18 protein-coding genes and 1 tRNA gene are annotated in these 24,952 nt (G+C 46.5%); 12 read left to right on the top strand and 7 right to left on the bottom strand.

The window, feature by feature from the left end; translation table 11 throughout:
- Positions 1-9 precede the first annotated feature (9 nt).
- Positions 10-1,479 (top strand): hydroxysqualene dehydroxylase HpnE, encoded by a 1,470-nt coding sequence (gene hpnE, locus V202x_RS02920; RefSeq protein ID WP_145171039.1) that lies wholly within the window; start codon positions 10-12, stop codon positions 1,477-1,479.
- 10 nt (positions 1,480-1,489) lie between these two features.
- Positions 1,490-2,566: a potassium channel family protein gene (locus V202x_RS02925; RefSeq protein ID WP_197993189.1), complete on the top strand. Its 1,077-nt coding sequence runs from the start codon at positions 1,490-1,492 to the stop codon at positions 2,564-2,566.
- A 608-nt stretch (positions 2,567-3,174) separates the two neighbouring features.
- Here the strand turns inward: V202x_RS02925 and V202x_RS02930 are convergent.
- A complete protein-coding gene (locus tag V202x_RS02930) occupies positions 3,175-3,576 on the bottom strand; it encodes an acyl-CoA thioesterase (protein ID WP_145171043.1) in 402 nt (133 codons plus the stop codon).
- A gap of 23 nt (positions 3,577-3,599) precedes the next feature.
- Positions 3,600-5,192 carry an amidophosphoribosyltransferase gene (locus tag V202x_RS02935; RefSeq protein WP_145171045.1) on the bottom strand — a complete coding sequence of 531 codons (1,593 nt, stop codon included), beginning with the start codon at positions 5,190-5,192 and terminating at the stop codon, positions 3,600-3,602.
- A 287-nt stretch (positions 5,193-5,479) separates the two neighbouring features.
- On the opposite strand from V202x_RS02935, the gene proB reads away from it, so the two are divergent.
- Positions 5,480-6,625 carry a glutamate 5-kinase gene (gene proB, locus V202x_RS02940; protein ID WP_145171047.1) on the top strand — a complete coding sequence of 382 codons (1,146 nt, stop codon included), beginning with the start codon at positions 5,480-5,482 and terminating at the stop codon, positions 6,623-6,625.
- An 11-nt stretch (positions 6,626-6,636) separates the two neighbouring features.
- Positions 6,637-7,179 carry a hypothetical protein gene (locus V202x_RS02945; RefSeq protein WP_145171049.1) on the top strand — a complete coding sequence of 181 codons (543 nt, stop codon included), beginning with the start codon at positions 6,637-6,639 and terminating at the stop codon, positions 7,177-7,179.
- A 6-nt stretch (positions 7,180-7,185) separates the two neighbouring features.
- Here V202x_RS02945 and V202x_RS02950 read toward each other — a convergent pair whose 3' ends face one another.
- The gene (locus V202x_RS02950) at positions 7,186-8,163 is read right to left on the bottom strand and encodes an alpha/beta hydrolase (RefSeq protein WP_145171051.1); all 978 of its coding nucleotides are present in this window, start codon (positions 8,161-8,163) and stop codon (positions 7,186-7,188) included.
- 223 nt (positions 8,164-8,386) lie between these two features.
- Here V202x_RS02950 and V202x_RS02955 point away from each other — a divergent pair, with 223 nt between their 5' ends.
- The 4 genes from V202x_RS02955 (at position 8,387) to V202x_RS02970 (ending at position 13,750) form a co-directional block, all read left to right on the top strand.
- Entirely contained in the window at positions 8,387-9,082 is a 696-nt protein-coding gene (locus V202x_RS02955) for a GntR family transcriptional regulator (RefSeq protein ID WP_145171053.1), read from the top strand.
- 68 nt (positions 9,083-9,150) lie between these two features.
- Positions 9,151-12,045 (top strand): DUF1553 domain-containing protein, encoded by a 2,895-nt coding sequence (locus V202x_RS02960; RefSeq protein ID WP_197993190.1) that lies wholly within the window; start codon positions 9,151-9,153, stop codon positions 12,043-12,045.
- A 14-nt stretch (positions 12,046-12,059) separates the two neighbouring features.
- Positions 12,060-13,550, top strand: a complete 1,491-nt coding sequence (locus V202x_RS02965) for a DUF1501 domain-containing protein (RefSeq protein WP_145171057.1) — start codon at positions 12,060-12,062, stop codon at positions 13,548-13,550.
- A gap of 125 nt (positions 13,551-13,675) precedes the next feature.
- Positions 13,676-13,750 (top strand) — tRNA-Pro (locus V202x_RS02970).
- A gap of 198 nt (positions 13,751-13,948) precedes the next feature.
- On the opposite strand, the gene V202x_RS02975 is transcribed toward V202x_RS02970, so the two are convergent.
- Together V202x_RS02975 and V202x_RS02980 are read right to left on the bottom strand one after the other, a co-directional pair.
- Positions 13,949-16,477: a DUF4838 domain-containing protein gene (locus V202x_RS02975; RefSeq protein ID WP_315851541.1), complete on the bottom strand. Its 2,529-nt coding sequence runs from the start codon at positions 16,475-16,477 to the stop codon at positions 13,949-13,951.
- Positions 16,478-17,254: a hypothetical protein gene (locus V202x_RS02980; RefSeq protein WP_145171061.1), complete on the bottom strand. Its 777-nt coding sequence runs from the start codon at positions 17,252-17,254 to the stop codon at positions 16,478-16,480.
- A 402-nt stretch (positions 17,255-17,656) separates the two neighbouring features.
- Here V202x_RS02980 and V202x_RS02985 point away from each other — a divergent pair, with 402 nt between their 5' ends.
- The 3 genes from V202x_RS02985 (at position 17,657) to V202x_RS02995 (ending at position 22,429) form a co-directional block, all read left to right on the top strand.
- Positions 17,657-18,739: a class I SAM-dependent methyltransferase gene (locus tag V202x_RS02985; protein WP_145171063.1), complete on the top strand. Its 1,083-nt coding sequence runs from the start codon at positions 17,657-17,659 to the stop codon at positions 18,737-18,739.
- A 736-nt stretch (positions 18,740-19,475) separates the two neighbouring features.
- A complete protein-coding gene (locus V202x_RS02990) occupies positions 19,476-21,347 on the top strand; it encodes a 2-oxoacid:acceptor oxidoreductase subunit alpha (protein ID WP_145171066.1) in 1,872 nt (623 codons plus the stop codon).
- Between the two features lie 59 nt (positions 21,348-21,406).
- The gene (locus tag V202x_RS02995) at positions 21,407-22,429 is read left to right on the top strand and encodes a 2-oxoacid:ferredoxin oxidoreductase subunit beta (protein WP_145171068.1); all 1,023 of its coding nucleotides are present in this window, start codon (positions 21,407-21,409) and stop codon (positions 22,427-22,429) included.
- Positions 22,430-22,566: 137 nt separating this feature from the next.
- Here V202x_RS02995 and dcd read toward each other — a convergent pair whose 3' ends face one another.
- Positions 22,567-23,136, bottom strand: a complete 570-nt coding sequence (gene dcd / locus V202x_RS03000; RefSeq protein WP_145171070.1) for a dCTP deaminase — start codon at positions 23,134-23,136, stop codon at positions 22,567-22,569.
- A gap of 143 nt (positions 23,137-23,279) precedes the next feature.
- Entirely contained in the window at positions 23,280-23,975 is a 696-nt protein-coding gene (gene nth / locus V202x_RS03005; protein WP_144981507.1) for an endonuclease III, read from the bottom strand.
- Between the two features lie 136 nt (positions 23,976-24,111).
- Between nth and V202x_RS03010 the strand changes: the two genes are divergently transcribed.
- Positions 24,112-24,819, top strand: a complete 708-nt coding sequence (locus V202x_RS03010) for an LON peptidase substrate-binding domain-containing protein (RefSeq protein WP_145171072.1) — start codon at positions 24,112-24,114, stop codon at positions 24,817-24,819.
- Positions 24,820-24,952 lie beyond the last annotated feature (133 nt).

Consider the following 24,952-nt stretch of genomic DNA (forward strand, 5'->3'; position numbering starts at 1 on the left):
GAAAAGTCATTGGGAGACAAAAACTCAGAAGCTGTCATCATTGGAGGTGGATTAGCCGGCTTGGCCTGTGCGGTCACACTTGCAGATCGGGGAGTATCGGTTTCATTATTTGAGTCTCGTCCCAGGTTGGGAGGGAGAGCTAGTTCCTTTGAGGATAAACAGACACAGGCTCTCATTGATAATTGTCAGCACGTTAGTATGGGCTGCTGCGAAGAGTTTAACCGGTTTTGTCAAACAGTGGGAATCTCATACTGTTTTCGTAGAGAAAAACAACTCTATTTTGTCGGGCCTGCTAAATCTAACAACGATCTCTCCGCTTCTAATGAATCCAGAGCGCGGTTCAAGGTGAATTCATTTGCAGCGAGTTCATGGCTGCCGGCACCCTTGCATTTACTGCCCGCATTTGGAGGTCTTTCTTATTTATCGATTCAGGAAAAAATGGAATTGGTCCGTGGACTCAAGCGGTTGGCTCGGATTCCCGTTGATTTTAACAATGAACCTACGATGGCAGAATGGCTTGCTGATCAGGGGCAATCTCAAAATGTAATCAATCGATTTTGGAATGTGGTGTTGGTGAGTGCCTTAAGTGAAAGTCTGGAGCGTATTTCACTATCGCATGCACAAAAAGTTTTTGTCGATGGTTTTTTAAGAGCACGCGATAATTGGCAGGTCCTCATTCCCACTGTGCCACTCGAGCAGTTGTATGGTGATGTGATTCTAAGACGCCTGGAACAGAAACAGGCAAAAGTTCATCTGCAAACGGGAGTTGAGCGGGTTCAGATCGAAGCGGGAAAAGTGGTCGGCGTACAATTGCGGGATGGACAGGATCTTTCCTGCGAGCGTGTCATCATTGCAGTACCTCATCAGCGTGTTTTGTCCCTGCTACCTGATACTTTTAAAGGACGCGAGTCTCTGGAAAGTGTGGAACAGATCGAAGCGGCTCCGATTACCAGCGTACATCTTTGGTTTGATCGGGAAATTACAGAACTTCCACATGCAGTTTTTGTAGATTGCCTTTCACAGTGGATGTTTAACCGTAGTCGGATTATGCAACCTTCTTCTGAGACAGATTTTTATTATCAGATTGTGATTTCTGCCAGTCACCATCTGCGAGGTGAAGAGAGGCAGGGCCGCTCTCAGAAAGAAATTATCGCAGAAGTTGTCGAAGAGCTAAGCCAAATCTGGCCTGAGACACGACGGGCAAAACTGATTCACAGCCGTATGGTAACGGAGCATCAGGCAGTCTTTTCTGTTCAACCAGGGATTGAAGAATTGCGCCCTTCACAGAGGACTGACGTGTCAGGTTTGTACCTCGCAGGAGATTGGACTTCTACCGGTTGGCCTGCCACGATGGAAGGGGCGGTTCGTAGCGGATTAAAGGCGGCTGAGTTCTTACTGGATGACCTGGGGCAAGGGGAATCATTATTATTACAGCAGACTCAGACTGGTATTCTATCCAAAATTCTCTTCAGACTGTAAAATCTCACGCATGTTTTTTCATACATTGTCAAACATCAATCAGGTAAGAGCACAAAAGCAGACGGTAGGGCAGGTGATTCGCATTGCCGGGCTGCTGTTAGGGTTTACGATTTTTGGTACAGTGGGAATTCGCCTGATCGAGGGTTCTTCGTGGTTGAACAGTCTGTATATGATTGTGATTACCGCGACGACTGTGGGGTATGAAGACCCGGTTACTTTAAGTGACAATGGTAAAATTTTTATCATTTTCTATCTTATGTTTGGTTTGGGAATCTTTACTTATAGCGTTTCCCAGCTCGGTCAGTGGATCGTTCGACAACAAATGAGTTCGATGTTGGAGCAACGACGAATGCAGAAATCAATTGCGAATTTACGTGGGCATTACATTGTGTGTGGCATAGGTCGCATGGGGGAGACTATCAGCGAATACCTCCACGAACGAGGAAAGCCATTTGTGGTGATCGACAGTAACGAAGAGCGTTTACAGGCAGTTTGTCAGCCACGCGGTTGGTTTTACGTTTTTGGTGATGCGACCGATGACTTTATTCTGAAAAGCGCGGGCATCGATTACGCAAAAGCTCTGGCGTCTGCTTTACCCGGTGATGCTGATAATGTGTATGTCGTATTAACGGCGCGAATGCTCAACCCTGATTTTCAAATTATAGCTCGTGCGAGTGATGATAAAGCGAGCGAAAAAATCAAGCATGCTGGAGCGACCCGTGTTGTGAGCCCCTTTCGCAGCGGTGCAGTTAAAATCGCTCGTTTTATGATTCACCCTGCCGTGGAAGATTTTGTTGAAGTCGCCAGCAAGCATGTTGGCGGATTCCAGGTTGCTGATTTACAGATCAGCGAAAGTAGCCCGTATTGCGGAAAAAAGTTGAGTGAAACCGACTTCAGTGATAAAGGAATCATGATCATTGGTATTTGTCGACTGGATCAGGAGCCTGAGATGCCCCCTCCCAGCACGACGATTCTCAATGCCGGCGATAGTATTTTTGCCCTGGGTTCTTCGACAGCCGTTAATCAACTGATTGAAGAATTCAATGAGCCCGATGTATTCACTGAAACTGAAGACTCGAAGGCTTAAAAAATCTGCCATTTCTGTTTGAATGTCGCAACCGTCTTTAATACTAAGTTCACTTGACAAATTCGCGACTATAAAATCCCACAAAAATCCCTTTAAAAACGTTTCTTTTCTCATCTTGACGTGATGCTGACTCCCCATAAACTGCGTACTCTGCGTCGCGCGCGCGGGAACATTATTTTCCGATAAACCTTTCCTCATCTGCGGATACAATCACTGTCAAATCTCGCTGTATTTTGAATTTCTTCAGGTGTTCAAGTCGAAGTCATTCAAAATCAACACTCATTTTTGGGAAGCTGTCAAACACGTTCGCAGTGTGATCAGATAATATCGAACTGACATCATAGTGTGTCACTTCACTTTCGCGACACATCACTCTTGACTGGTTGATGCCCTTGATTAGGATTTTCATAGAACGTGTTTTTCATTTAGCGGACGAAATAAGGAAATCATGATTGGCTACAGTAGTTGAACAAAGCGACGAGAGATCAGCTTATTTGATGTCCCCAAAATCGAACTGATAATAAACATGTAAGGATTTCTGAAATAAAGTCCAAAAAATGGATATTTTCGTATATAGATTCAGGTAATGAAATAGGAGAACACGTTGATCACGGGGCTTCTGTGCCCAGTTGTTCAAGGGCGGCTGGCATCCTCTGAATGTTTCCCTCGCGATCGACACAAGCGATTACGCTATGTGCAGCCGCAATGGATTCGCCATCGCGGAAAAGTTCGTAATCATGCTCCAGTTTGGCACCAGTGACTTTGGAGAGTGTAGTTCTGAGTGTCAACACATCATCATAGCGAGCAGGCCGTCTGTAACGACATTCAATTTTTGAGACAACGAGCAGATACCCTTTCTCTTCCATTTCACGGTAATTACCTCCCTGTGATCGAAAGAGCTCAGTACGGCCCATTTCGAAATAGCTGAAATAATTTCCATGGTGAAGAAAACCCATCGCGTCAGTTTCACTATAGCGAACGCGGATTTCCATCTCATGAGAGGCAGACATACGCTAAGCATTCCTTTATCGAATTAAGATCTGACAGGGCTGGTAAGCGAAACGTCATAGGTTCGATGGGGGTCATCGCCATTATCGTTTTGCGAATTCTCGACTGCGATTTGATACAGTTTGCGACCGGCTTCAGTCGGATAAGTCGTATCGATACAGGCCTGACAGAGTGAATTGTCAGGCAACCCAACGGCACGAGCAATCGATTCCTTTGGCAGATATTTCAAGCTGTCTGCACCAATGGCCTTCGCCATCGCTTGTTCCACTTCCGGAGTCATTTCACCTCCCTGTAGAAAACGGGGGGCGAATAACTCGTTGATGGTCGACATATCAATGCCATAGAAACAAGGGCCGATAATGGGTGGGCACGCCACGCGTACGTGAACTTCTCGGGCTCGACCGCGCTCTTTCAGTTGGCTGATCAGCGCTTTCATCGTGGTTGAACGTACGATCGTATCTTCCACAAGCAGCACCCGTTTGTCTTCGAGAACTTCAGGAAGTGGCGTGTATTTAGCACGTACCTTATCTTGACGGTTCGCGCCTTCGATAAACGTGCGTCCAATATAGCGATTTCGAATGAGGCCTTCGAGACTGGGAACGCTCAAATTAAAGGCCATGCTATCTGCAGCCGCTTTTGCTGTATCTGGAACAGGGACCACGATCGTATCTTTATCGATCGGAACGGTCTCTTGCTGAGCTAATTCTTCTCCCAGTCGTTTACGAACGATGTAAACACTTTGGTCATCGAGTGTACTACAAACGTTGGCGAAGTAGATCCATTCAAAGAAGCAGTGCGCTTTTTGCATCGGTTTGGCATATTCACGGATGGTGAGCTTTCCATCCTGAATGACGATTGCCGAGCCAGGGGGGAGACTGTGAATCTCGTCTGCATCAAAGCCCATGTTCGCCAGTGCTACACTCTCACTGGCCGCAGCAAAAAGGGAGCCATCAAAAGCATAACACAAGGGGCGAATGCCGACCGGGTCGCGCGAGACAAACATATTTCCTAACGCATCCAGAAAGACGATATTGTAGGCACCGTCCAGACGTTGGCTGAGATTTCCCAGAATGTCAAAGAGCTCCCCAGGATTTTCTTTCGAAAGTTCCTGAGAGATCAAATGCATCAGAATTTCGGTATCGGTTTCTCGCGCGAGATGAAAATCGGATTCAGCCAGAATTTCCTGACAGAGTTCCTGGTAGTTTGCCAATTGCCCGTTAAAGCCAAAGCTGAACCACTTCGATTTCTGAATGTGATGCCGTTCGAAAGGTTGAGCATAGCTCCGTTCATCTTTGCCACAGGTAGCATAACGCACATGACCAATGGCAGCAGGACCCTGGTACTTTTTCATCAGATTGTTAAAGGCGTTCTGATGATTGAGTTGGAATACTTCGGTGACGGTACCTACGTCTTTGTGTGTATCGATTAACTGGTTTCTTGCAGGGTTAAACGTCGTCATGCCAGCCGCCAACTGACCACGATTTTGAATATCCAGCAGTAACCGGGAGATCAGTTGCGATGTCTTACCAGGGTCTCCCATAGGGGCCAGAGGACTGGGGTCGCTGTTGGGAAGATGATAGACGGCAGCAATGCCACATTCGTGGAAGAGTTCCGACATAAATGGCCTTAGTTCGTAGTAAAGGGTTTGAAGATCTGTGTGATCCGCGTGAACTATGCGTTAATTGTTTCAGAGCTACCAAGGAAAGACAAACTGAATTAGAGAAACTATAGTGAAAAAGAGACGAATTTTAGCGAAAACGGCCTCATATTACTGTCAAACTCTCTCTGAAGAATGCCTATCTTACAGCCACTGACTATTATATTATGGTAGTATTAAGAAATCGTGCTCCGGTGGGGAGTGCTTGAATAAATTATTTTTTGTGATTCCCGGAAAAAGTGCAGACAGTGAGTCTTACAAGGCGTGAAGTGATCGAGACGGCGGAAACGCTCGTTATTAAAATTGGAACAAACGTTCTCTCTTGCGCAGACGATAGTCTCGACCTGAAACGGATCGAATCCCTGGCGGAGCAGATTCACCGAATTAAGGAAACAGGACGTCGCGTGGTTGTTGTGTCTAGTGGCGCGGTTGGGGCAGGAATGGGACTTTTGGGGCTTAAAGAACGCCCTAAAGATCTTGGTCATTTGCAGGCTTCTGCTGCTGTGGGACAGGCGCATCTAATCCGCCGCTATGATCGTTGTCTGCAAAAACATGGGTATCACGCAGCCCAGCTACTGGTCACGGCCAATGATTTCAAGCACCGTACTCGTTATCTAAACGTACGCAATACAATTCATACTTTATTCGAGTATGGTGCTGTTCCTATAGTGAATGAAAATGATACGGTTAGCATTCATGAAATTAAATTTGGAGACAACGATCATCTGGCAGCAATGGTGACCAGCCTCGTAAAGAAGCCCTTGCTCGTGGTTCTCTCTGTCGTGGATGGCCTCTTTGATGGTGATCCGGGATTACAAACGAGTTCCCGAATATCTCTCGTTCAGGATTGGACACCCGAATTATTGGCGCTGGCAACCGACGATAGTAGTACCCTGGGAACGGGAGGTATGAAATCCAAGCTGCATGCGGTTCGCTCTGCGACCGCGGTAGGTGAAAATGTCATCATTGCAAATGGAACAGAAGAAGGCGTTCTCGACCGCATTCTCAAGGCTGAAGATGTCGGCACATTATTCCTGGCACAGGGAGCCACTGTTTCTGCCTGGAAACGTTGGATTGGATACACCATTCGGCCGAAAGGAAAGTTTCACCTCGATGATGGCGCAACGAAAGCCATCCGTGAAGGGGGAAAATCGCTGTTAGCAATTGGCATTCGTTCCATTGAGGGAACATTTGAAAGTGGTGAAGTAGTAACACTGGTCAGTCCGACAGGTGAAGAATTTGCGCGCGGGTTGAGTAATTACAATTCGGGTGATATGGAAAAGATTGCCATGCGACGTTCGGATCAAATCGCCACGATTTTAGGGGGCATACCCTATTCCGAAGTGATTCATCGAGACAATTTAGCGGTTCTCGAAAACCATCCTGCTCTGTAGGAGAGAATATCATGTGGATTACCGAGACAGCAATTCCGTTGATGATCATTTGCAGTATTGCGGCCGTGTTCTTATTTATAAGATGGTACTTAAGGCATCAAACCAGATATCTCGTTGGTTGTGTTGTGATGCTTGCCGCGTTGGGTGGTTTTTATTTTCTTGAATTAAGTATTGTCACCGAACGTGAACGCGTCGAAGCTGATTTATACGGTTTGATACATGCGTTTGAGAATAAGGAAGAGAAAACCACACTCGATTATTTCAGTCCTCGAGCAGATGCGCTAAGGGGAATGGTTCAAGTTGCTCTAAAACTGGTAACCATTGATGGCCAGCTTCGCATCACGGATTTAGAGACAGAACTCAGGTCAGAAAATTCAATTGCGACGACTCATTTTCGGGCAAACGGGGCAGCGACATATGGTGGAATTACCGGTCGTCAACCGACCCGCTGGGAATTAACCTGGCAAAAAATGGGAGGGGAATGGAAGGTGACAAAGGCGCGCCGCCTGAACCCCATTACCGGAGAAGAACTTCAAGTATTGGCAGCACAGTAAGAAATATTACGGTTGTGCTTGCGAAAGTGAGCGTTCCTGTTTCATTAAGGTTCTTGCGAAGAACTCTTCCATCAGGCGATGAGTTTCTTTTCTACATTGACTAAAAACACCATGTCCAGATGCCTCAAAGCGATGATAATTAATATCTTTGGCTCCGGCTGACTTTAAAGCTTCCACAAAGCGATCTGCTTGAGAGACATCAACCAAATGATCTTGGATGCCATGAAACAACAGAAATGGTGGTGCTTTCGAGTGGACATGGTTTATCGGAGACGCTTTGGCAGCCTGTTCATGAATATTCGTATTAGGAGCCTTTAATAATTGTCTGAGTGAAGATTTCGTTTCAAAGCCACCAGGCCAGTTGGTAAAGTCAGTGGGTGTAGCAGCTGCGCAAACCGCATTTAACTGGCTCGAATATTCCTGCCAGGGACCATCTCCTTCCATATTTGCATTTTTTTTGACTAACCCCAACATGCAGACAAGGTGTGCGCCTGCCGAATTTCCATAGCCGCCAATCCGTTCCGGATCGACATGATATTTCTCTGCATGGGCTCGAAGCCAGCGAACAGCACACTTCACATCTTCCACACATGCGGGGAATGGAGCTTCATCACTCAAGCGATAATTTATACTAATGCAGACATATCCTTTACGGGCATATTCAATGGCTCCCGTACGAAAGAAACCACGCCCTTTATCTCCACCATGCCAGCCACCGCCATGAATGAAAACGATCGCAGGGCGTTTTTGGGGCCCTCTTGCTTTCGGCATGATAAGGTCCAGTTTCCAGGCTTTCTTTCCTCTGCGATAGGAGATACTGTCGATGATTTTGAGATCGTTTGGCATCGCTGGGATATCTGAGGAATTATATTCACTGTCAAGTTGTGCTTTGGCAGAGATTCTTGCAGGCTCGGGTATGAAGTAAACAAGAATTGCGAATAAGAAGATCCCAATGAAAAAACGGGCAATTATCGTAGTCATCATGCAACCTCAAATGCACGTACATAGTAATAGTCAGTATTGGTGTGAGAATTAACCCCGGAAATTAGAGGAGGTTTTCCAGTCTTTTACAATCTGTTGCATTTTTTGGCCCGAAGGCCGTTCTTGTGGATGAAATGAGTTGACATAAAGTCACTGATTATATTAAATATAAAATGATTGTATATAATTTGTGTGAATTTTTTATTGGCAAAAGAAGTGGTTGCAAATGGCTTCAGTAGTTTCAAAACAATTGGTTCACGGTTCCCGGCGACAAACTTTGGTACAGCAAGTTCTCGTCAAATTTTTTCAGGGAGAGTATCAGCCCAACCAAAGAATGACAGTGCAATCATTAGCCAAGGAATGGAACGTAAGTGCCAGCCCGGTTCGTGAAGCATTAATCGAGTTAGAAGGGATTGGCATCGTTGAAATCTTTCCTAATCGTGGGGCGGTGCTCAGGAGTTTTGGTGTCAAAGAGCTGCGAGAAATTTGTCAGGTACGTCGGATTCTGGAGAGTGAAGCAACGCGCTGTGCCTGCGGTCATATTACACCAAATGAGTTATCGAAATTAGAGCAAACTTTCAGCGAATTAACAGCAGCAAAGAGAACTGTTGAATGGTCAGAAGCAACACAAGAATGGGACGATTATCTGCACGATCTCATTTATGAGAAGTGCGGGAGCGAACGGCTTGCTCTTGAGATTAAACGATATAAAGTATTGTATCGGACCTTAAGGCAAGTCAGACATAGCAAACGACAAACAGTTAAGAACTATGCATATATGGAAGAAAATGCAGAGCATTTACGGATTGTGCAGGCACTGGCATCCGGAGATCCGGCAAAAGCAGCCCAGGCGATGAACGACCATTTGCTACAGACTCCAATTGGGCTGGAACGTGATCTGTTTCAACAGCGAGATTCATAATTCAGAATCAGTCATTAGGTTAACCAGTGCGCAATGAAAAATGAGAATAGACGAGGATGAGAATCGTGATGCGATGTTTCTTTTTCAGTTTGGCAAGCATCCTCGTTGGAAGTGCTTGTGTGCTTTTATTTGCTTCAGGGAAAACGCCAAAAACGGATTCAAAAGTCGATTTTGAAAAAGAGATTGCCCCGCTGATTGTGGAGCATTGTATTCGTTGCCATAACCCCGGGAATGAAAAAGGCGAACTTTCATTAGATTCAATTCAAGCATTGAAAGAGAAAGCATATCTCTCACCGGGTAAACCAGGAGAGAGTTATCTTTTAGATGTCATTCGTGTGAGTTCAAAGAGTGGAAAAGCGGAAATGCCCAAAGAGGGTAAGCCTCTTTCAGATGCTGAATTTTCGTTATTCAGCCGCTGGATCAAGCAGGGGGCAGAGTGGCCTGCTCAGTTGAAATTACAAGAAAAATCGAAGGCCGATCTCAGTTGGTGGTCGCTTCAGCCATTGGCGCAATACGAACCACCAGCATTAAAAAATATGCCAAAAATATGGCAGCAAAACGCCATCGATCGGTTTGTTTATGCCAGGTTACAGGAAAAAAATCTGGTTCCTTCACCTCGCGCAACGAAACGAGAATTGATCAGAAGGGCCACCTATAATTTAACCGGATTACCTCCGACTCCTGAAGAAGTCGCTGCCTTTGAAAGTGATACTGCACCGAATGCCTATGAGAAACTAATCGATCGTCTGCTGGATTCGCCTCGCTACGGCGAACATTGGGGACGTCATTGGTTGGACGTGGTGCGGTTCGGCGAGAGTAACGGATTTGAACGTAATGTGATCATCGATAACGCCTGGCCTTTTCGAGATTATGTGATTCAATCTTTCAATGATGATAAGCCCTTCGATCAAATGGTGCTGGAACATCTGGCCGGTGATGTGATTGGCAAAGGTGATTCTAAAGTAGAAGTGGGGACAACGTTTCTTGTTTGCGGTCCTTACGATAACGTGGGCAACCAGGATCCGGTTCAGGCTGCTCAGATTCGCGCGAATACGATTGACGATATGATTCGCACAACGGGTGAGGCCTTTTTGGGGCTGACAGTTGGCTGTAGTCGCTGCCACAATCATAAGTTTGATCCCGTAAAGCAGCAGGATTACTACGCGCTGTACGCTACCTTTTCCGGTGTCTTTCATGGAAGTCGCGTGCTTGCCACAAAGGCAGACCAACAAGAACGCGCAGAAAAAATTAAGCCTTTAAATGCCAGAAAAGCAGAACTGCAAAAAAAGAAATCACAACTCCAAAGCACGATTCATGCTCGGGCCGAAAAAAAAGCAGCCGAATATGAAAAGCTCTGGGTCCGAGAGTCTGTCAAACGGACAGGAGTCGAAGACACTTTTTCACCAATCTCTGCAAAATTTGTGCGACTGACTTCTGAAGGGCTCGATACGAATCCTGCGGCAAAGACAGGTTATCGAATTGATGAATTCGAAGTTTGGACAGCGGAAGAAACATCGCGAAATGTGGCACTTGCGAAACAGGGAGGCACTGCTAAAGGTGCCAACAGTCGTGTCGCCGGTGATTTTTCCGGTGCCTATGATGTTAATCTCACCATTGATGGCAAGATTGGTGCCTGCTGGATTGCCGGTAGTCCTGATCTTGTCATTGAGTTCAAGCAGCCTGAAACGATCAATCGTGTCGTATTTTCTAGTGATCGCTCTGGTGCGGCGATGAGTAATTATAAAGCAACGTTTCTGGCCGATTACAAACTCGAAGTCTCAACCGATGGTAAGGTCTGGCAGGAAGTTGCTTCCTCAAAGGATCGTAAACCCGTTAACGCGAATCATCGTCGAAAGCGGTTCTATGTTTCTGAAGTCACACCGGGCGAACAGAAACAGATCAGTGAATGGGATACAGAAATTCGTCAGATAGGCCGTGAATTAGCTGCGATACCTGCTTTACCTGCCTGGTGGGTAGGTAATCATCGGCAGGTAAACGGTCCGTTTCATGTGTTTGTGGGTGGGAATCCGCAACGCAAAGGAGAACATGTGGTTCCCGCCAGTATGTCAACTTTAAGCAAAGTGACCAAGGGTTATCAGCTAGATGAAAAATCGCCGCACGGAGAGAGAAGGCTTGCGTTGGCTCGTTGGCTTGTGGCAAAAGAGAATCCACTTACTCCGCGTGTGCTTGCCAATCGGCTTTGGCATTATCATTTTGGGACTGGCATCGTTTCGACCCCCAGCGACTTCGGTTATATGGGGACACGACCCACACATCCTGAGTTGCTCGACTGGCTTGCTGTTCGGCTTCAGGAAAATGGTTGGCGACTCAAAGCCATACATAAACTGATTATGCTGTCGCAAACGTATCAACAGACCAGTACATTTCGTGCAGAGGCAGCGCGTATTGATTCAGACACTCGGTATTTGTGGCGATTCCCACCGCGTCGTCTCTCTGGTGAAGAAATTCGCGACACGCTGCTCTCGGTCTCAGGAAAACTGAATCTCAAAATGGGAGGGCCTGGTTTTCGTTTGTATCAATATTTGCAGGACAATGTAGCCACTTATGTACCTCTCGAAAAATTTGGGCCGGAAACGTACCGTCGTGCCGTCTATCATCAAAATGCACGGGCAGCCCGTCTTGATCTGTTGACCGACTTTGACTGTCCTGACAACGCCTTTGCCGCACCAAGACGTAATTCGACTACGACACCATTACAGGCACTGACGTTAATGAACCACCAATTTACCCTGGATCTTTCTCGATTTCTGGCAGACCGATTACAGCGCGATGTCGGAACAGAACATATGGATCGGCAGATAGACCGTGCGTTTCGTCTTTTGTACGCCCGGCCTCCCGTTCCACAGGAACAGTTGGCAGCCAGAAAATTGATTTCTGCAAATGGTCTAAACGCATTTTGCCGTGCCATGATTAATTCGAATGAACTGATTTATCTTGATTGAAGTGAAAAATCCAAATGCTGAATCCATTAAATAAAATAACAACAGGACGTCTTTTGAATCAGGTGCATTCTCGTCGCTCATTTTTTTCCAGCGTTTACACGGGAGTCGCAGGGATCGGATTGACGAACCTGTTGCTCAATGATCTTTCAGCTGAGAAAAAAGCGACTGGTTCCAGGAATCAGAAAGACTGGCAGCCGGGTAAGAATGAGACACATTTCCCTGCAAAAGCAAAACGGGTACTGCAGATCTTTTGTCCTGGAGCAGCCTCTCATATGGATCTGTGGGAACATAAACCAGGTTTAGATAAATACCATGGCAAACCTTTACCGGGTGAAGAAAATCTGGTCAGCTTTCAAGGCAAAAATGGAAATTTGATGAAGAGTCCGTGGGCGTTCAAACCAGCAGGCCAGAGCGGCAAGATGTGTTCGACGATGCTGCCCCATATGTCACGGCACATTGATGAAATTGCCTTCGTTCATTCGATGACGACAAAAACAAATACGCATGGTCCCGGTTGTGTTTTCATGAATACCGGCCATGATACCGAAGGGCATCCCAGTGCCGGTGCCTGGCTGGGTTATGCGTTGGGAAGTGAAAATGAAAATCTGCCAGCGTATATTGCGATTCCCGATATTCGAGGCGAACCTCCGAACGGAAAGGCCAACTGGAGCAATGGGTATCTACCAGCGCAACATCAGGCGATTGTAATGAACGCGCAATCTCCGATCCGAAATTTGAAAGTTCCCAAAGGGATCAGTCCGAGGGAAGAACAGGCAACGCGGGAGTTCTTAAAACTACTGGATCAGCGCCATGCAGAACAGCGTCCTGGTAATTCCGATTTGCAGGCGCGTATTGAAGCGTATGAACTGGCAGCCCGGATGCAGTTGTCAGCGCCCGAAGTTTCCAACCTGGCTTCCGAGCCAAAATCGATTCATACACAATATGGAACCAATGATCCGAACAAATTAAAGTCGGCTTATGCCCGCAACTGTTTACTGGCGAGACGATTTCTGGAACGTGGTGTACGTTACATCAACTTATATTGTGCTTCGCGTGCATCGGGCGTGGATGGATTATTGAATTGGGATGCGCATAAAACGTTGAAAGCAGACTACGAACGACATTGTCCCGTTTTTGATCAGCCCACCGCAGCTTTGCTGACCGACCTGAAGCAACGCGGTTTGCTGGATGAAACGTTGGTCTTATGGACGACCGAGTTTGGTCGCATGCCCACTCATCAGGCGGGAACGCTGGGGCGCGATCATAATCCGGATGGATTTACCTGTTGGATGATGGGCGCCGGCATCAAAGGGGGAACCAGCTATGGTGCGACCGATGAATTTGGGCGCCGGGCCGAATTGAATCCGACGACTGTCTGGGACTTTTACGCGACGGCGTTGCAACTGCTGGGATTTCAGCACGACAAGCTAACCTACTACAATAATGGCCTGGATCGCCGTCTAACAGACGTTCACGGACATTTGATTAAAGAAATTTTAGCTTAATGCTGATGATGTCTTTAATAACCGAAACAATCTCATTCAATCCACGTCGCATATTTTAGCAAGAGATGACATAGAACCATTGACGCCTTCTATGTGTCTCTCTAAACTGTGCCTCTAATAAGTTGCGGGGCGTAGCTCAGCTTGGCTAGAGCGCTGCGTTTGGGACGCAGAGGTCGCACGTTCGAATCGTGTCGCCCCGAATTTGTAACTCATTGAGAGATAACACTTTGCAGAATTCATTGTTTGGTGTTCTCAATCAGCAAGTGTTATTTTTATATCAACGAATCGCGAGTCTCTCGCGATTTTTTTGTATATATCTAACTACTCAGGAGCTTTCCAGTCTGCCTTCATTAAGCTGCAATTCCTGAGCAAAACCATAAATGAAATCTGTGCTGGTTTCATTTCTGTTTTAGTCGCTCAATCTGCTTCTGAGCTTCACGCCGATGTCTTGCTGAAATTGATTCTTCTTGTAACACTTTTTCATACGCTTGCAGAGCCTGTTTCTTTTGGTCGTTAGCTGCCAACGTATCGCCGAGCGCTAACAGCATCGAATGACGCCAGAATCCGTTGAGTTTTTCGATATTCGTTTGGCGTAGTGTTTTCAGGGCTTCATCGAATTTGCCTTGTCGTGTTAGAATTCGTGCCGCGGCCTTAACTGACTGAAATTGATCTGCAGAACCAATTCTTGTGACAGACTCGAAGTTTTGTCGATAGGCTTCTAGTGCAGCAGCATCGTTTTGTAAATTCGTTTCGCGATTGCCACCCATTGTGAGCAGGATTCTCGTCAGTATGCGACTGTTAGATGTCAATTCCAGAGCGGTTTTCAGATCTGATTCTGCTTTGTCTCCTGCTTTCATGCTGACAAAAGCTCTCGCACGCGCAAAAGCACCTGCACCCGCTTGCCAGAATGGCCACTTGTGAAAATTCTCTTCGCTAAACTGATTAATGATTTCACCAAATTTTCGTTGGGCTAGAAGATTCTCCATCCGGACCGTTTTCGCTACGGCCTCAAGAGGAATCTGATTTGCAATTTCTTCGGCTTGATCAAAATTTTTGAGTCTTCGCGTGCAATTCGCTGCACGCTGCAGAGTGTCTGATTTCTGGAAGTCAGTCAGTCGCTCATCTGTTGCCAGTGTGAGAAAGGCAGACAATGCCTCTGTTATTTTTCGCTGACGCAATAACTTTTCTGCGTCCCGGCTCGCAACCAGGTAATCAGTGACTGTAGAGTCGGCTTCGAATTGATGAGACAGTCCACGATAAAAGTGTGCGAATTTCAAGGGCTCATGGAACCCCGATTTTCCTGTCGGGGAAAATGCGGAATACTCTGAACCATTTTCTCGGATCCGTTGGCGGCAGACATTGATGAACCAGGGAAGACTGACGGTTGGTTTGTGCCCGATTACTTGATGCAAGGGGTCATTTTTATCCTGGATGATGGGAATGCGGATTTCCGCTGTCCAATGATCGTCGGCGATGTGTGTGGCAACTTCAGCTTGTGAGTCCCAGCGGAACCAGTTGTTCTTGTCAGTACCACGATCGAGGTCGACCAGTGCGCCAGCCGGGTTGACGACGATCTGGTAATAACTGTGAGACTCTGTTTCCAGCAGAATTTCGATTGCATCACCGTACCATATCGCCTGATCTTCATTTTTTGTCGACGTAATATTCGGTTTTTCACCAGGCGCTTCATCACAGCGGATTGCGAAATAAAGATTCCCCCCGACCCAGGTGGATTTGATCGAGGTACCATAGATAGGCTGTCGACCGGTTTGCAGCTCTCGCAGTTGACCGGTCGAAGCGGTGGGGCACTTCTGCCAGATGAGATCGTCGAGCTTTCCATCTACTACGACTTTGCCCCGGGGATCACCAACAAGCCGCAGAGTGGGAACCGGCCCCCGTTTCTGTGCCAGCTGCTTACTCTTGTTGCGTAGTCCATTGAGGTAGTTGTCGATCAATTGTACCCGCTGGCCGTAAACAGAGTCGTTGCTGACTTTGGCCTTGGCGCTAGTAAATAATTCCAGTGCGCGATTGGCTTTGTCGCCGTCTTTTTCCATTTCGCGCCAGTGTTCCTCGCAGTATTGGAAAAAAGCCCGCGTCTCTTTTGCCGCAGGACCGTAAAAAAGCTGACAGTACTCATCGAACATCTCGACTGCGTTTTGCTTTGTACCACCCCAGTACATCCGCGCAGTGAAGTAAATTAAGAAGTGATTATATCCAATAGCATTCTCTCGTAAGTTCATTGTGAGCCAGATGTCTTCACCACGCGAAGTTCCCTTGGTCGCGTTGATGCTCTCACCCAGAACACGTGGAATATAGGCTGGCAGATAGAAGCCACGACCCGTAAAAGGATAGTTTTCGAAAACGATAACGGGGTTGTCGGTCTTCTGACTCCAGTTCTCGCGCAGCCTACGAATTTCGTCCCGTGCTTCGCTGGTGGGACGACGGCCACCTACGATGATTACTTGCACATTTGGCTCCAGCTTATCAATGGTTTCTGGAGGTTGGGTATAAGTTCCGTAGGCACAGTTGGAAATTTTCTTGTCGGGGTGCGTTTTGCGTACTTCTTTCGCGACACGGTTAACAAATTCCCAGACATAATCAGAAAGTGCCCCACGATAACCTCGTTGCGGTGTGTCCTTTCCTTCACAGAGTTGGCACTGACAAATCGCCGTGTAACCATCGGGAGGCATTACAGAAACCACGTCCATGTCAAAATGATCAAACTGTGCGCGAACATAGCGAACTGTTTCCTGGAATAGTTGCTCGTTCGAATAACAGAGTTGGTTGAGTCGCTTCCCGAGTTGGGTATCTCGTTTGCCACCATAGAGCGCAAACCAGTCAGAGTGTTTTTTCAAAGTCTGCTCATTATGAGTCATGTGGTCCAGTCCATGTGCAGCTTGTCTGCCATAAGGCTGACGTACACCCAGTCACATTGCCCACATCGCTGCATCTCGTCCATATACCCTGAAACGAAAATTAATGGTTCGCAGTGGAAAGTCAGGATGCATGATTTGATCAATTTTTGGTAGAGCGATCGTTTTCATCTTTGGAACGATCTCCCCCAGATCACCCGGCAGATACCAGCGAACACCCAGGCTGCGCAAAAAACCGCATACCCCGTTGAATGATCCACGTTCGTCAAAACCCCACGTATTCACATTGCCGTTCTTGTCGACGTGTTGTTCGTTTGGAGTTCCGAACAGTCCAGTGGAACCTGTGTAATGCTTGTATAATTGGGAATGCGGATATCCCCAGTGCTCCCCGGTAATTGCATCCCAGGCCTTTTGCATTTTTCCGCTTGCAATATCATTATTGCTTCGTGGCCAGGGTTCGATGGGGACAAAATCTGTGTCGTCGCCGATTAACACGAGCCAGTTCTCACCAGAAACTATACGGTATGCGCCATACTTCAGCCCCATATCGGTGATGCCCCGTTTGTCAGTATGCGAACTTCGACCAATGAAAATACTGACGGGAACCTTGCCGCTCGGTTCGGTTACAATGTGCAACTTTGCACCTGAAATTTTTTCAATATAGTTCTGTAGCTCCTGTGCCGCGAGTCGCGTAGTTCGTGGAGATTTTGGGGCAATGATAATTTCAGAACGGGCTTGTCCTTCCTCAACCAGAAAGTGGTCTTCAGCAAAGGCCTGAACTACCTGGAGACAAAAACAACAAAGGATGCTGGCCAGCAGAGTGTTTTTCATGATGGTGTGCCTCATTCCTGTTCCAGAGAGCTTTTGGGGAGGAGGGAAATTTGTGCTGTTTATTTTGAAGAACAGCCAGGATAAACACAAGATATGAGTTGAGAAAAGAGTCTTCCAGTCTGGTGAGCATCTCCTGAAATCGGTTCCCAAAGCGATGAAGCTGTTAGCATCCTACAGCATTGGGGCTGACCTGCTTGCATAGGGAAGAGTAGCCGACCCTTATGTCTTAAGTATTATACAATCCATCGTTTATGGCGTTTCTTTCAGCGTGCTTCGAATTTTTTTCAAAAAAAATGGTAACATTTGGGCGCGTTTTTCGCTCTGAAGTTTAGATAGGGGCCAAATCGTTTTTGAAAATGAAATTTGCGGTATTAACACAAAGTAGGGAGAAAAGCTTGAGCCATGTGTAACAATTGTAATCTGAATATTGATGCGGAACAGACAGATGAATTTGGCCAGAAGTTGCTGGAGATTGTCAATCATAGTAGCCTTTCTTTGATGATGTCGATCGGCCATCGCGCGCGATTGTTTGACATCATGAGTGAAATGGAACACGCCAGCAGTAGTGAGATTGCTGAGAAGACCAGTTTAAACGAACGCTATGTCAGGGAATGGCTCGGGGCGATGGTGACCGGGGGGATCATTCAATATGACCCTGCTCTGAAGACCTATTTCTTGCCCGCTGAACATGCGGCTTTACTGACACGTGCTGCGGGATCAAATAATTTCGCCACCACGATGCAATGGTTTTCGGTACTAGGCTCGGTAGAAGACAAAATTGTCGATTGTTTTCGAGAAGGAGGGGGTGTTCCTTATACGGAATTTTCTCGTTTTCACGAAGTCATGGCAGAAGAGAGTTATAACTCAGTTGTCTGTGGATTATTTGAATACATTTTGCCTCTCGTACCAGGTTTGGAGGAGAAATTGAAAGCCGGTATTGATGTATTGGATATTGGATGTGGAAGTGGTCTGGCGCTGATAGAGATGGCTGCCGCTTATCCCGAAAGTCGTTTTAAAGGATATGATTTTTCGCAGGAGTCCATCGGTCGGGCAAAACAGACTGCTGAGGAGCGCGGAATAACGAACGTCTTTTTCCAGGTTCAGGATGTTTCTCAAATGAACGCTGCCAATTCCTTCGATTTGATTACTGCATTCGATGTCATTCACGATCAGGCCAACCCGGCTCAGGTTTTGAGTGAAGTGAATGCCGCCTTGCGAACGGGGGGAACATTCCTGATGCAGGACATCGCAGCTTCAAGCAATGTCGAAATGAATATTTCCAATCCTCTGGGACCCATGTTTTATACGATTTCAACAATGCACTGCATGACCGTTTCGCTGGCTCAGGGAGGGGCTGGTTTGGGAACCTGTTGGGGAAAAGAATTGGCATGCCAGATGCTGAAAGAGGCAGGCTTTAATGATATCGATGTACATGAGCTGCCTCATGACATCATGAATTACTTTTATATCATGACAAAAACGTAATATTTGAAGCGTTTTAGTTCATGCTGTATCAGAGAGCAAAAATCAGGTGATTTCTGCTCTCTGACTTTATTATAAATGTGTCAAAAATCCCTGTGATGATTGATGTTACCAGCTTCTTTGAGGTCAAATTAGATGTTTTTGTGGACTTTAGATAGGATAGCCGCAATTGCTGCCTATAATTTTTTATGGCAGGAACGATTTTACATCAATAGAGAAAAATCTTAAGAAACACAGAAGAATGTGTTGTTTAAGACCTTTCCCTGTGTCGAAATTGGTGTAAGAATGCCGATTGTAAGGAATAATTCTATTGCGTAGAGTTTACCGCTTGACGGAGCGATGGTGAACAGGCTTTGTTTGAAAGTATGGATGTCTGAAGCCAGAACTTCAATGCTCTAAAGGTATTGAAAGGGGTCGCCTCCCAAACTGAATGTTTCATGGAATTATGAAAACCAAGCGAGAAAACCTTCGTCTTTCCCTCCTTGTGGGCAATGTAAGTCGGCCCGATTCATGCCAGAGAGACCCAATAATGTATTCCATTAACTCGGTATTATCTGTGATTGATGGATCAGATTTCCCGTTATAAGAAATACAATCCAGCCGTTGGTTGTGACCTGGAATTTGATTTATGGTTGCTACCATCTGGAATATAAAATATTAACCAACTATCAATTATTTTCTCACACAACAAAGACGCTACCGCCTGACCTAAGGCGATAACTGGGGAGTAAAAATCAGAATGGCGACCACAGACGTGCCCGGTTCAAATGGCAAAATCAGTGAACAACTTGATGCTGTTGTTATCCGATTTTGCGGAGACAGTGGTGATGGAATGCAGTTGGCAGGCACACAATTTACAAACGTGTCGGCTGTCTTTGGGAATGATGTCAGTACTTTGCCTGACTTTCCCGCTGAAATTCGCGCACCCGCCGGGACCTTGGGCGGTGTAAGTGGGTTCCAGATCTGTTTCTCCAGTTCTGATATTTTTACACCCGGTGATGAAGTCGATACTTTGATCGCGATGAATCCCGCAGCATTGAAAACGAACGTAGCGGATTTAAGACGGGGTGGTACGCTGATCGTCAATGAAGACGCATTTGAAAAAAGCAATCTTTCCAAAGCAGGCTATGAAGGCAATCCACTGGAAGATGATGTTTCACTGGCCGCTTATCAGGTTCAGAGAGTTCCGATGACGAGCCTCACGCGCGATGCTGTGGCAGACTTAGGGCTTTCACCTCGTGAAGCGGAACGCTGCAAAAACTTTTTCGCGATGGGGCTTGTCTACTGGCTCTATCAGCGCGATGCAACACCAACCGAAGACTGGGTAAAATCCAAGTTTGCCAAGAAACCTGAACTGGTGGAAGCAAACCTGAAAGCCTTACATGCTGGTTATAATTATGGCATCACAACTGAAGCAATCACCGTACATTATCGAGTTGATCCGGCAGAACTGCCCCCGGGCAAGTACCGAAAGGTCACAGGCAACGAAGCACTGGCGTTTGGCTTTGTGACAGCCGCGAAACTCTCTGGCAAACAATTGTTCTACGGCGGATATCCGATTACCCCCGCCAGCGATATTTTGCATGAACTTTCCAAACTGAAGAATTTCAACGTCGTTACATTCCAGGCTGAAGACGAAATTGCGGCGATCACAAGTGTGGTTGGCGCTGCCTACGCAGGAGACCTGGCGATCACCGCCAGTAGTGGTCCCGGGATAGCCCTCAAGGGGGAAGGGATGGGGTTGGCTGCGATTACCGAATTGCCTCTGGTTGTGATTGACGTACAGCGCGGCGGTCCAAGTACAGGACTACCAACAAAAACGGAACAGTCTGATTTATATATGTGCATGTTTGGTCGTAACGGAGACTGCCCGCTTCCGTTGGTGGCACCCGCTTCACCGGCTGACTGTTTTGAGATGGCACAGGAAGCGATGAGAATTGCCGTGGAATTTATGACTCCCGTTATACTGCTCAGCGATGGTTATATCGCTAACGGGGCAGAACCGTGGCAAATTCCCGATGTTTCTCAACTGAAGCCATTCAATGTTTCAAACGAGAATACCCAGGATGGCGAGGAATTTATGCCTTACCTGCGGAATGAAAAGAAAACGCGTCCCTGGGTTCTTCCGGGAACTCCCGGTTGCGAACACCGTGTTGGTGGACTGGAAAAATCAGATGTCACCGGAAACGTGGACTACTCTCCTGAGAACCATCAGTTTATGACGACACTTCGCGCAGATAAAATTGCTGGTATTGCTGACTATATCCCTGAGCAAATTGTGGAAGGCCCCGAATCTGGAGATTTGCTTGTGATCAGCTGGGGTGGAACGTATGGCGCGGTTCGAACTGCAGTCAAGCAGTCTGTTGAGGAAGGTTTGTCAGTAGCACATGCCCATATTCGCTACCTGAATCCCTTCCCTAAAAACCTGGGTGATGTCATCAAGCGATATAAGAAGGTCTTGATTCCCGAATTAAACACGGGACAATTGAGAATGATCATCCGAGGTACTTATCTGGCTGACGCCGTTGGTTTGAATAAGGTCCAGGGAAAGCCGTTCTTGATCAGTGAAGTCAAACAGAAAATTAAAGAACTGATTAACGAAGAAAACTAGTTCATCAACTTAATTTAATCATATTAGAAATAAGCAATAGCGTTTAAGGATAGAAAATAATGAGCGTCGATGTCACCCTGCCTGTCCTCTCGCCGAAAGACTTTGCCAGCGATCAGGAAATTCGCTGGTGTCCACGTTGCGGCGATTATTCGATTCTGGCTCAGATGAAAAAAGTACTGCCGACTCTGGGCATTCCCAAAGAGAAATTTGTATTTGTCTCGGGGATTGGGTGTTCAAGCCGTTTTCCGTATTACATGGATACGTATGGCATGCACAGTATTCATGGCCGGGCGCCAGCTGTGGCTACAGGTGTGAAACTTGCCAATCCTGATCTGCAGGTCTGGGTGATCACAGGTGATGGTGATTCCCTCTCAATTGGCGGAAATCATTTCATGCACGTGCTCAGACGCAATGTGGACCTGAAAGTGATTATGTTCAATAATCAGATTTACGGATTAACCAAAGGCCAATATTCACCGACCAGCCCTACAGGAACCAAAACCAAGAGTACTCCTTTCGGATCGGTTGATCGTCCCTTGAATCCTCTGTCTGTGGCAATTGGTGCGCGAGCGACTTTTGCTGCCCGCTCGGTTGATGTTGATATTAAGCATCTTTGTAGCGTGCTTGAGCGAGCAGCCAATCATAAAGGGGCTGCCTTTGTCGAAGTCTATCAAGACTGTAATGTCTTTAATTCAGGTGCATTTGAATTTGCTTCTAAGAAGGGCAAAAAAGAAGAGAATGTAATCTATCTCGAACATGGTAAGCCGTTGATCTTTGGGAAGGATCGCGATAAAGGAGTTCGCTTGAATAGCCATGGTCAACCTGAAGTGGTGGAATTGGGCAAAGGAGTTACGGCGGACGATCTCCTTTTCCACGATGAAAAGGCAGAGGATATGAACCTCGCATTTCTATTGGCGAGCATGCGGCACCCTGAAATGCCAGAGCCAATGGGTGTCTTCCGTTGTGTTGATCAACCCACTTACAACGATGCCGTCTATCAGCAGGTGGAATCAGCGACAGAACGAAGTGGAGAAGGCGATCTCGAAGCGTTGTTTAATACCGGTGATACCTGGAACGTGTAGTCTTTCGTATTATCAGTAGAACCAAAATTCAAAGGCGTTGCAGTTTCGTCTGCAACGCCTTCTTTCTTTGCCCGAAGTTTGCTATCAATGTAACCGAAAATCTATCGAAACGTATTCTCATTGAATGAGTTGTGATTCTATTGAGCTTCGTCTTCACCGAAGGAAAGTCGCATCTGTCGCGTTTCAGCAGGATCCAATTCCTTAAATAGCAGACTGGGCTGAATGCCTTTGTTATTCTGATATTTGTCGCTATTGTACTCAACAATATCACCGAGGACCGTATTGTAGATGATCTGGCAAATAGCCACTCCCGCGTAAATACGTACCGGTTGTGCTACGGTAATTTCCAGGGTCCAGTAACCACAAAACCCGATATCGCCAACTCCGGCAGTTGCATGTACAGAAATTCCCAGTCGTCCAATAGAGGAGCGTCCCTCTAGTAGAGGGACAAGATTATGAGTTTCCGTTCGTTCGACGGTCCGTCCAAGATAGAGTTGACCGGGATAAAGCACCATTCCTTCTTCGGGAATGACATATTTTCCCAGGCGATTTGGTCGTGCCATATCCAGCACGATTTCTTCATAGACCATTAACTCGTCATGCAGGCAGAGGTTATAGCTGTTGGGGTTCAGATATTTCTCATGATAGGGTTCAATGATAATATCTTCTCCCAAGCGTGCTTTGATTTCTTTACCAGTAAGAATCATGGGCTTCTCATTAACTTGGATTTGGGGAAGAGAACTCTGTTACACGAAACATAAACCGCTGAGATGTGGCTTTCAACAGTCATGACTTGAGTTTTCTGAAACAGTACCAAGTACCACAATGTGCCTGAACAGAAAATGTATGATCATAGGGGCTTCAGTCCGATACGAGGGCAAATTTTTAAGAGACTGCATTCTGTGCACTGGGGACGGCGGGCGATGCATGTGGCGCGGCCATGCAGAATCACGCGATGTGAAAATGTGATCCATTCTTTTTTGGGCAGGACTTCGATTAAATCGCGTTCGATAATGTCCGGATTTTTGCTTGTGGTAAAACCAAAGATGTTCGTGATGCGTTTGACGTGTGTGTCGACGACCACCCCGCTGGGAATTCCAAACGCCGTTCCTAGCACGACATTCGCTGTTTTTCTACCCACGCCGGGCAGTGCCACTAGTTCTTTCAGTGTTTGGGGAACTTCCCCTGCATATTGTTCTGACAGGGTTTGTGCCATCTTACGGATATTCGTTGCCTTGGCACGAAAAAAACCGAGCGGATGCACAATCTTTTCTACGTCAGCCTGCTTGCTGGCTGCCAGTTTCTCAGCGGTTGGATATTTCTTGAACAGCGTTGGCGTTGTTGCATTGACACGCTCATCCGTGCATTGAGCAGACAGAATGGTGGCGACCAGTAACTGGAATGGTGAATCGTGTGTTAATGCACACTCTGGATCGGGAAACAGACGGGCAAGTCCGCGTACAATTTTGCGGGCATGTTTCTTTTTGTCATCAAGCGAGGCGTCATAATTGGAAGTCTTTGCGGGCTTTGATTGTTTTTTCGCCATGTTTTTCGTGACAATTCCCAAAATGTGGTGCTAATCTGAGTGACATAACTCGAGCCATTCGGCGATGGTCTCGCAAGCGTTTCAGTATGCGAGACTGAGAATTGTTTTTCAATAGATTTGGGTCTAGAAATATACAATGTCTTCTCACGGTGATCTGACAGAACAGCATCTTAAGGGCTTTTCCGGAGTCGCTCCGATTTTGAAATTGGAAGATCGAGTTCTTCTGCCTCATTCTCTGTTACAGATACGAGTGACAGCTGTCACTGACTGCCAGTTAATTGCTGCTGCCTTAACTGAGAAGTCTTTCGTTGCTGTGCTTTTCAAACAATCTCATCTCAAAACGGATGCGGACCTTCATCGCGATCAGAACACCGGCTATGTTTGTCTGGCGTCGATTGTGACTTCTTATGAACTGGAATCAGGGGGGTATTCGATACTGTTGCGCGGTGTTTGTCGCGCGCATGCTGTTATGTTGAAAGAATCAGATCAGCTATATGGCATGGCAACACTCGAATTGAAACGCGATTATTACGCGAGCCAACCTATGATTCATCGTGAACATCGTCATCTCGAATTATTAAACTTCTATTCCAGAATTTTCTCGCCGCATATATCCGATCCGATTCATTACAATGTGCTGCATCAGGAAATATCTTTAGGTCATCTTTGTGATAATCTGGCGAGTACAAGCAGCCTGGAACCAACTTTATGTCAGTTGATTTTAGAAGAGTACGACGTTGATCTACGCAGCGATCTTTTATTGACGTTTCTCAAAAAGAAACAGCATGCGCTTCGTAGTAAGCCTTCCCCTTACGCTCAGCCAATCGAGTTCAGCCAGAACTAATCTGTGATTATAGTGTCTGCAGGGCTATTACAGACGAGCCTGATAATGTTGAAACCGTTGAAGTTAGATTGGCTTAATTCTAGATGATGTTTCTATGTACTTAACACTCTACATAGTTTGACTGATCTTGATT

Source organism: Gimesia aquarii (assembly GCF_007748175.1).
Taxonomy (GTDB): Bacteria; Planctomycetota; Planctomycetia; order Planctomycetales; family Planctomycetaceae; genus Gimesia; species Gimesia aquarii_A.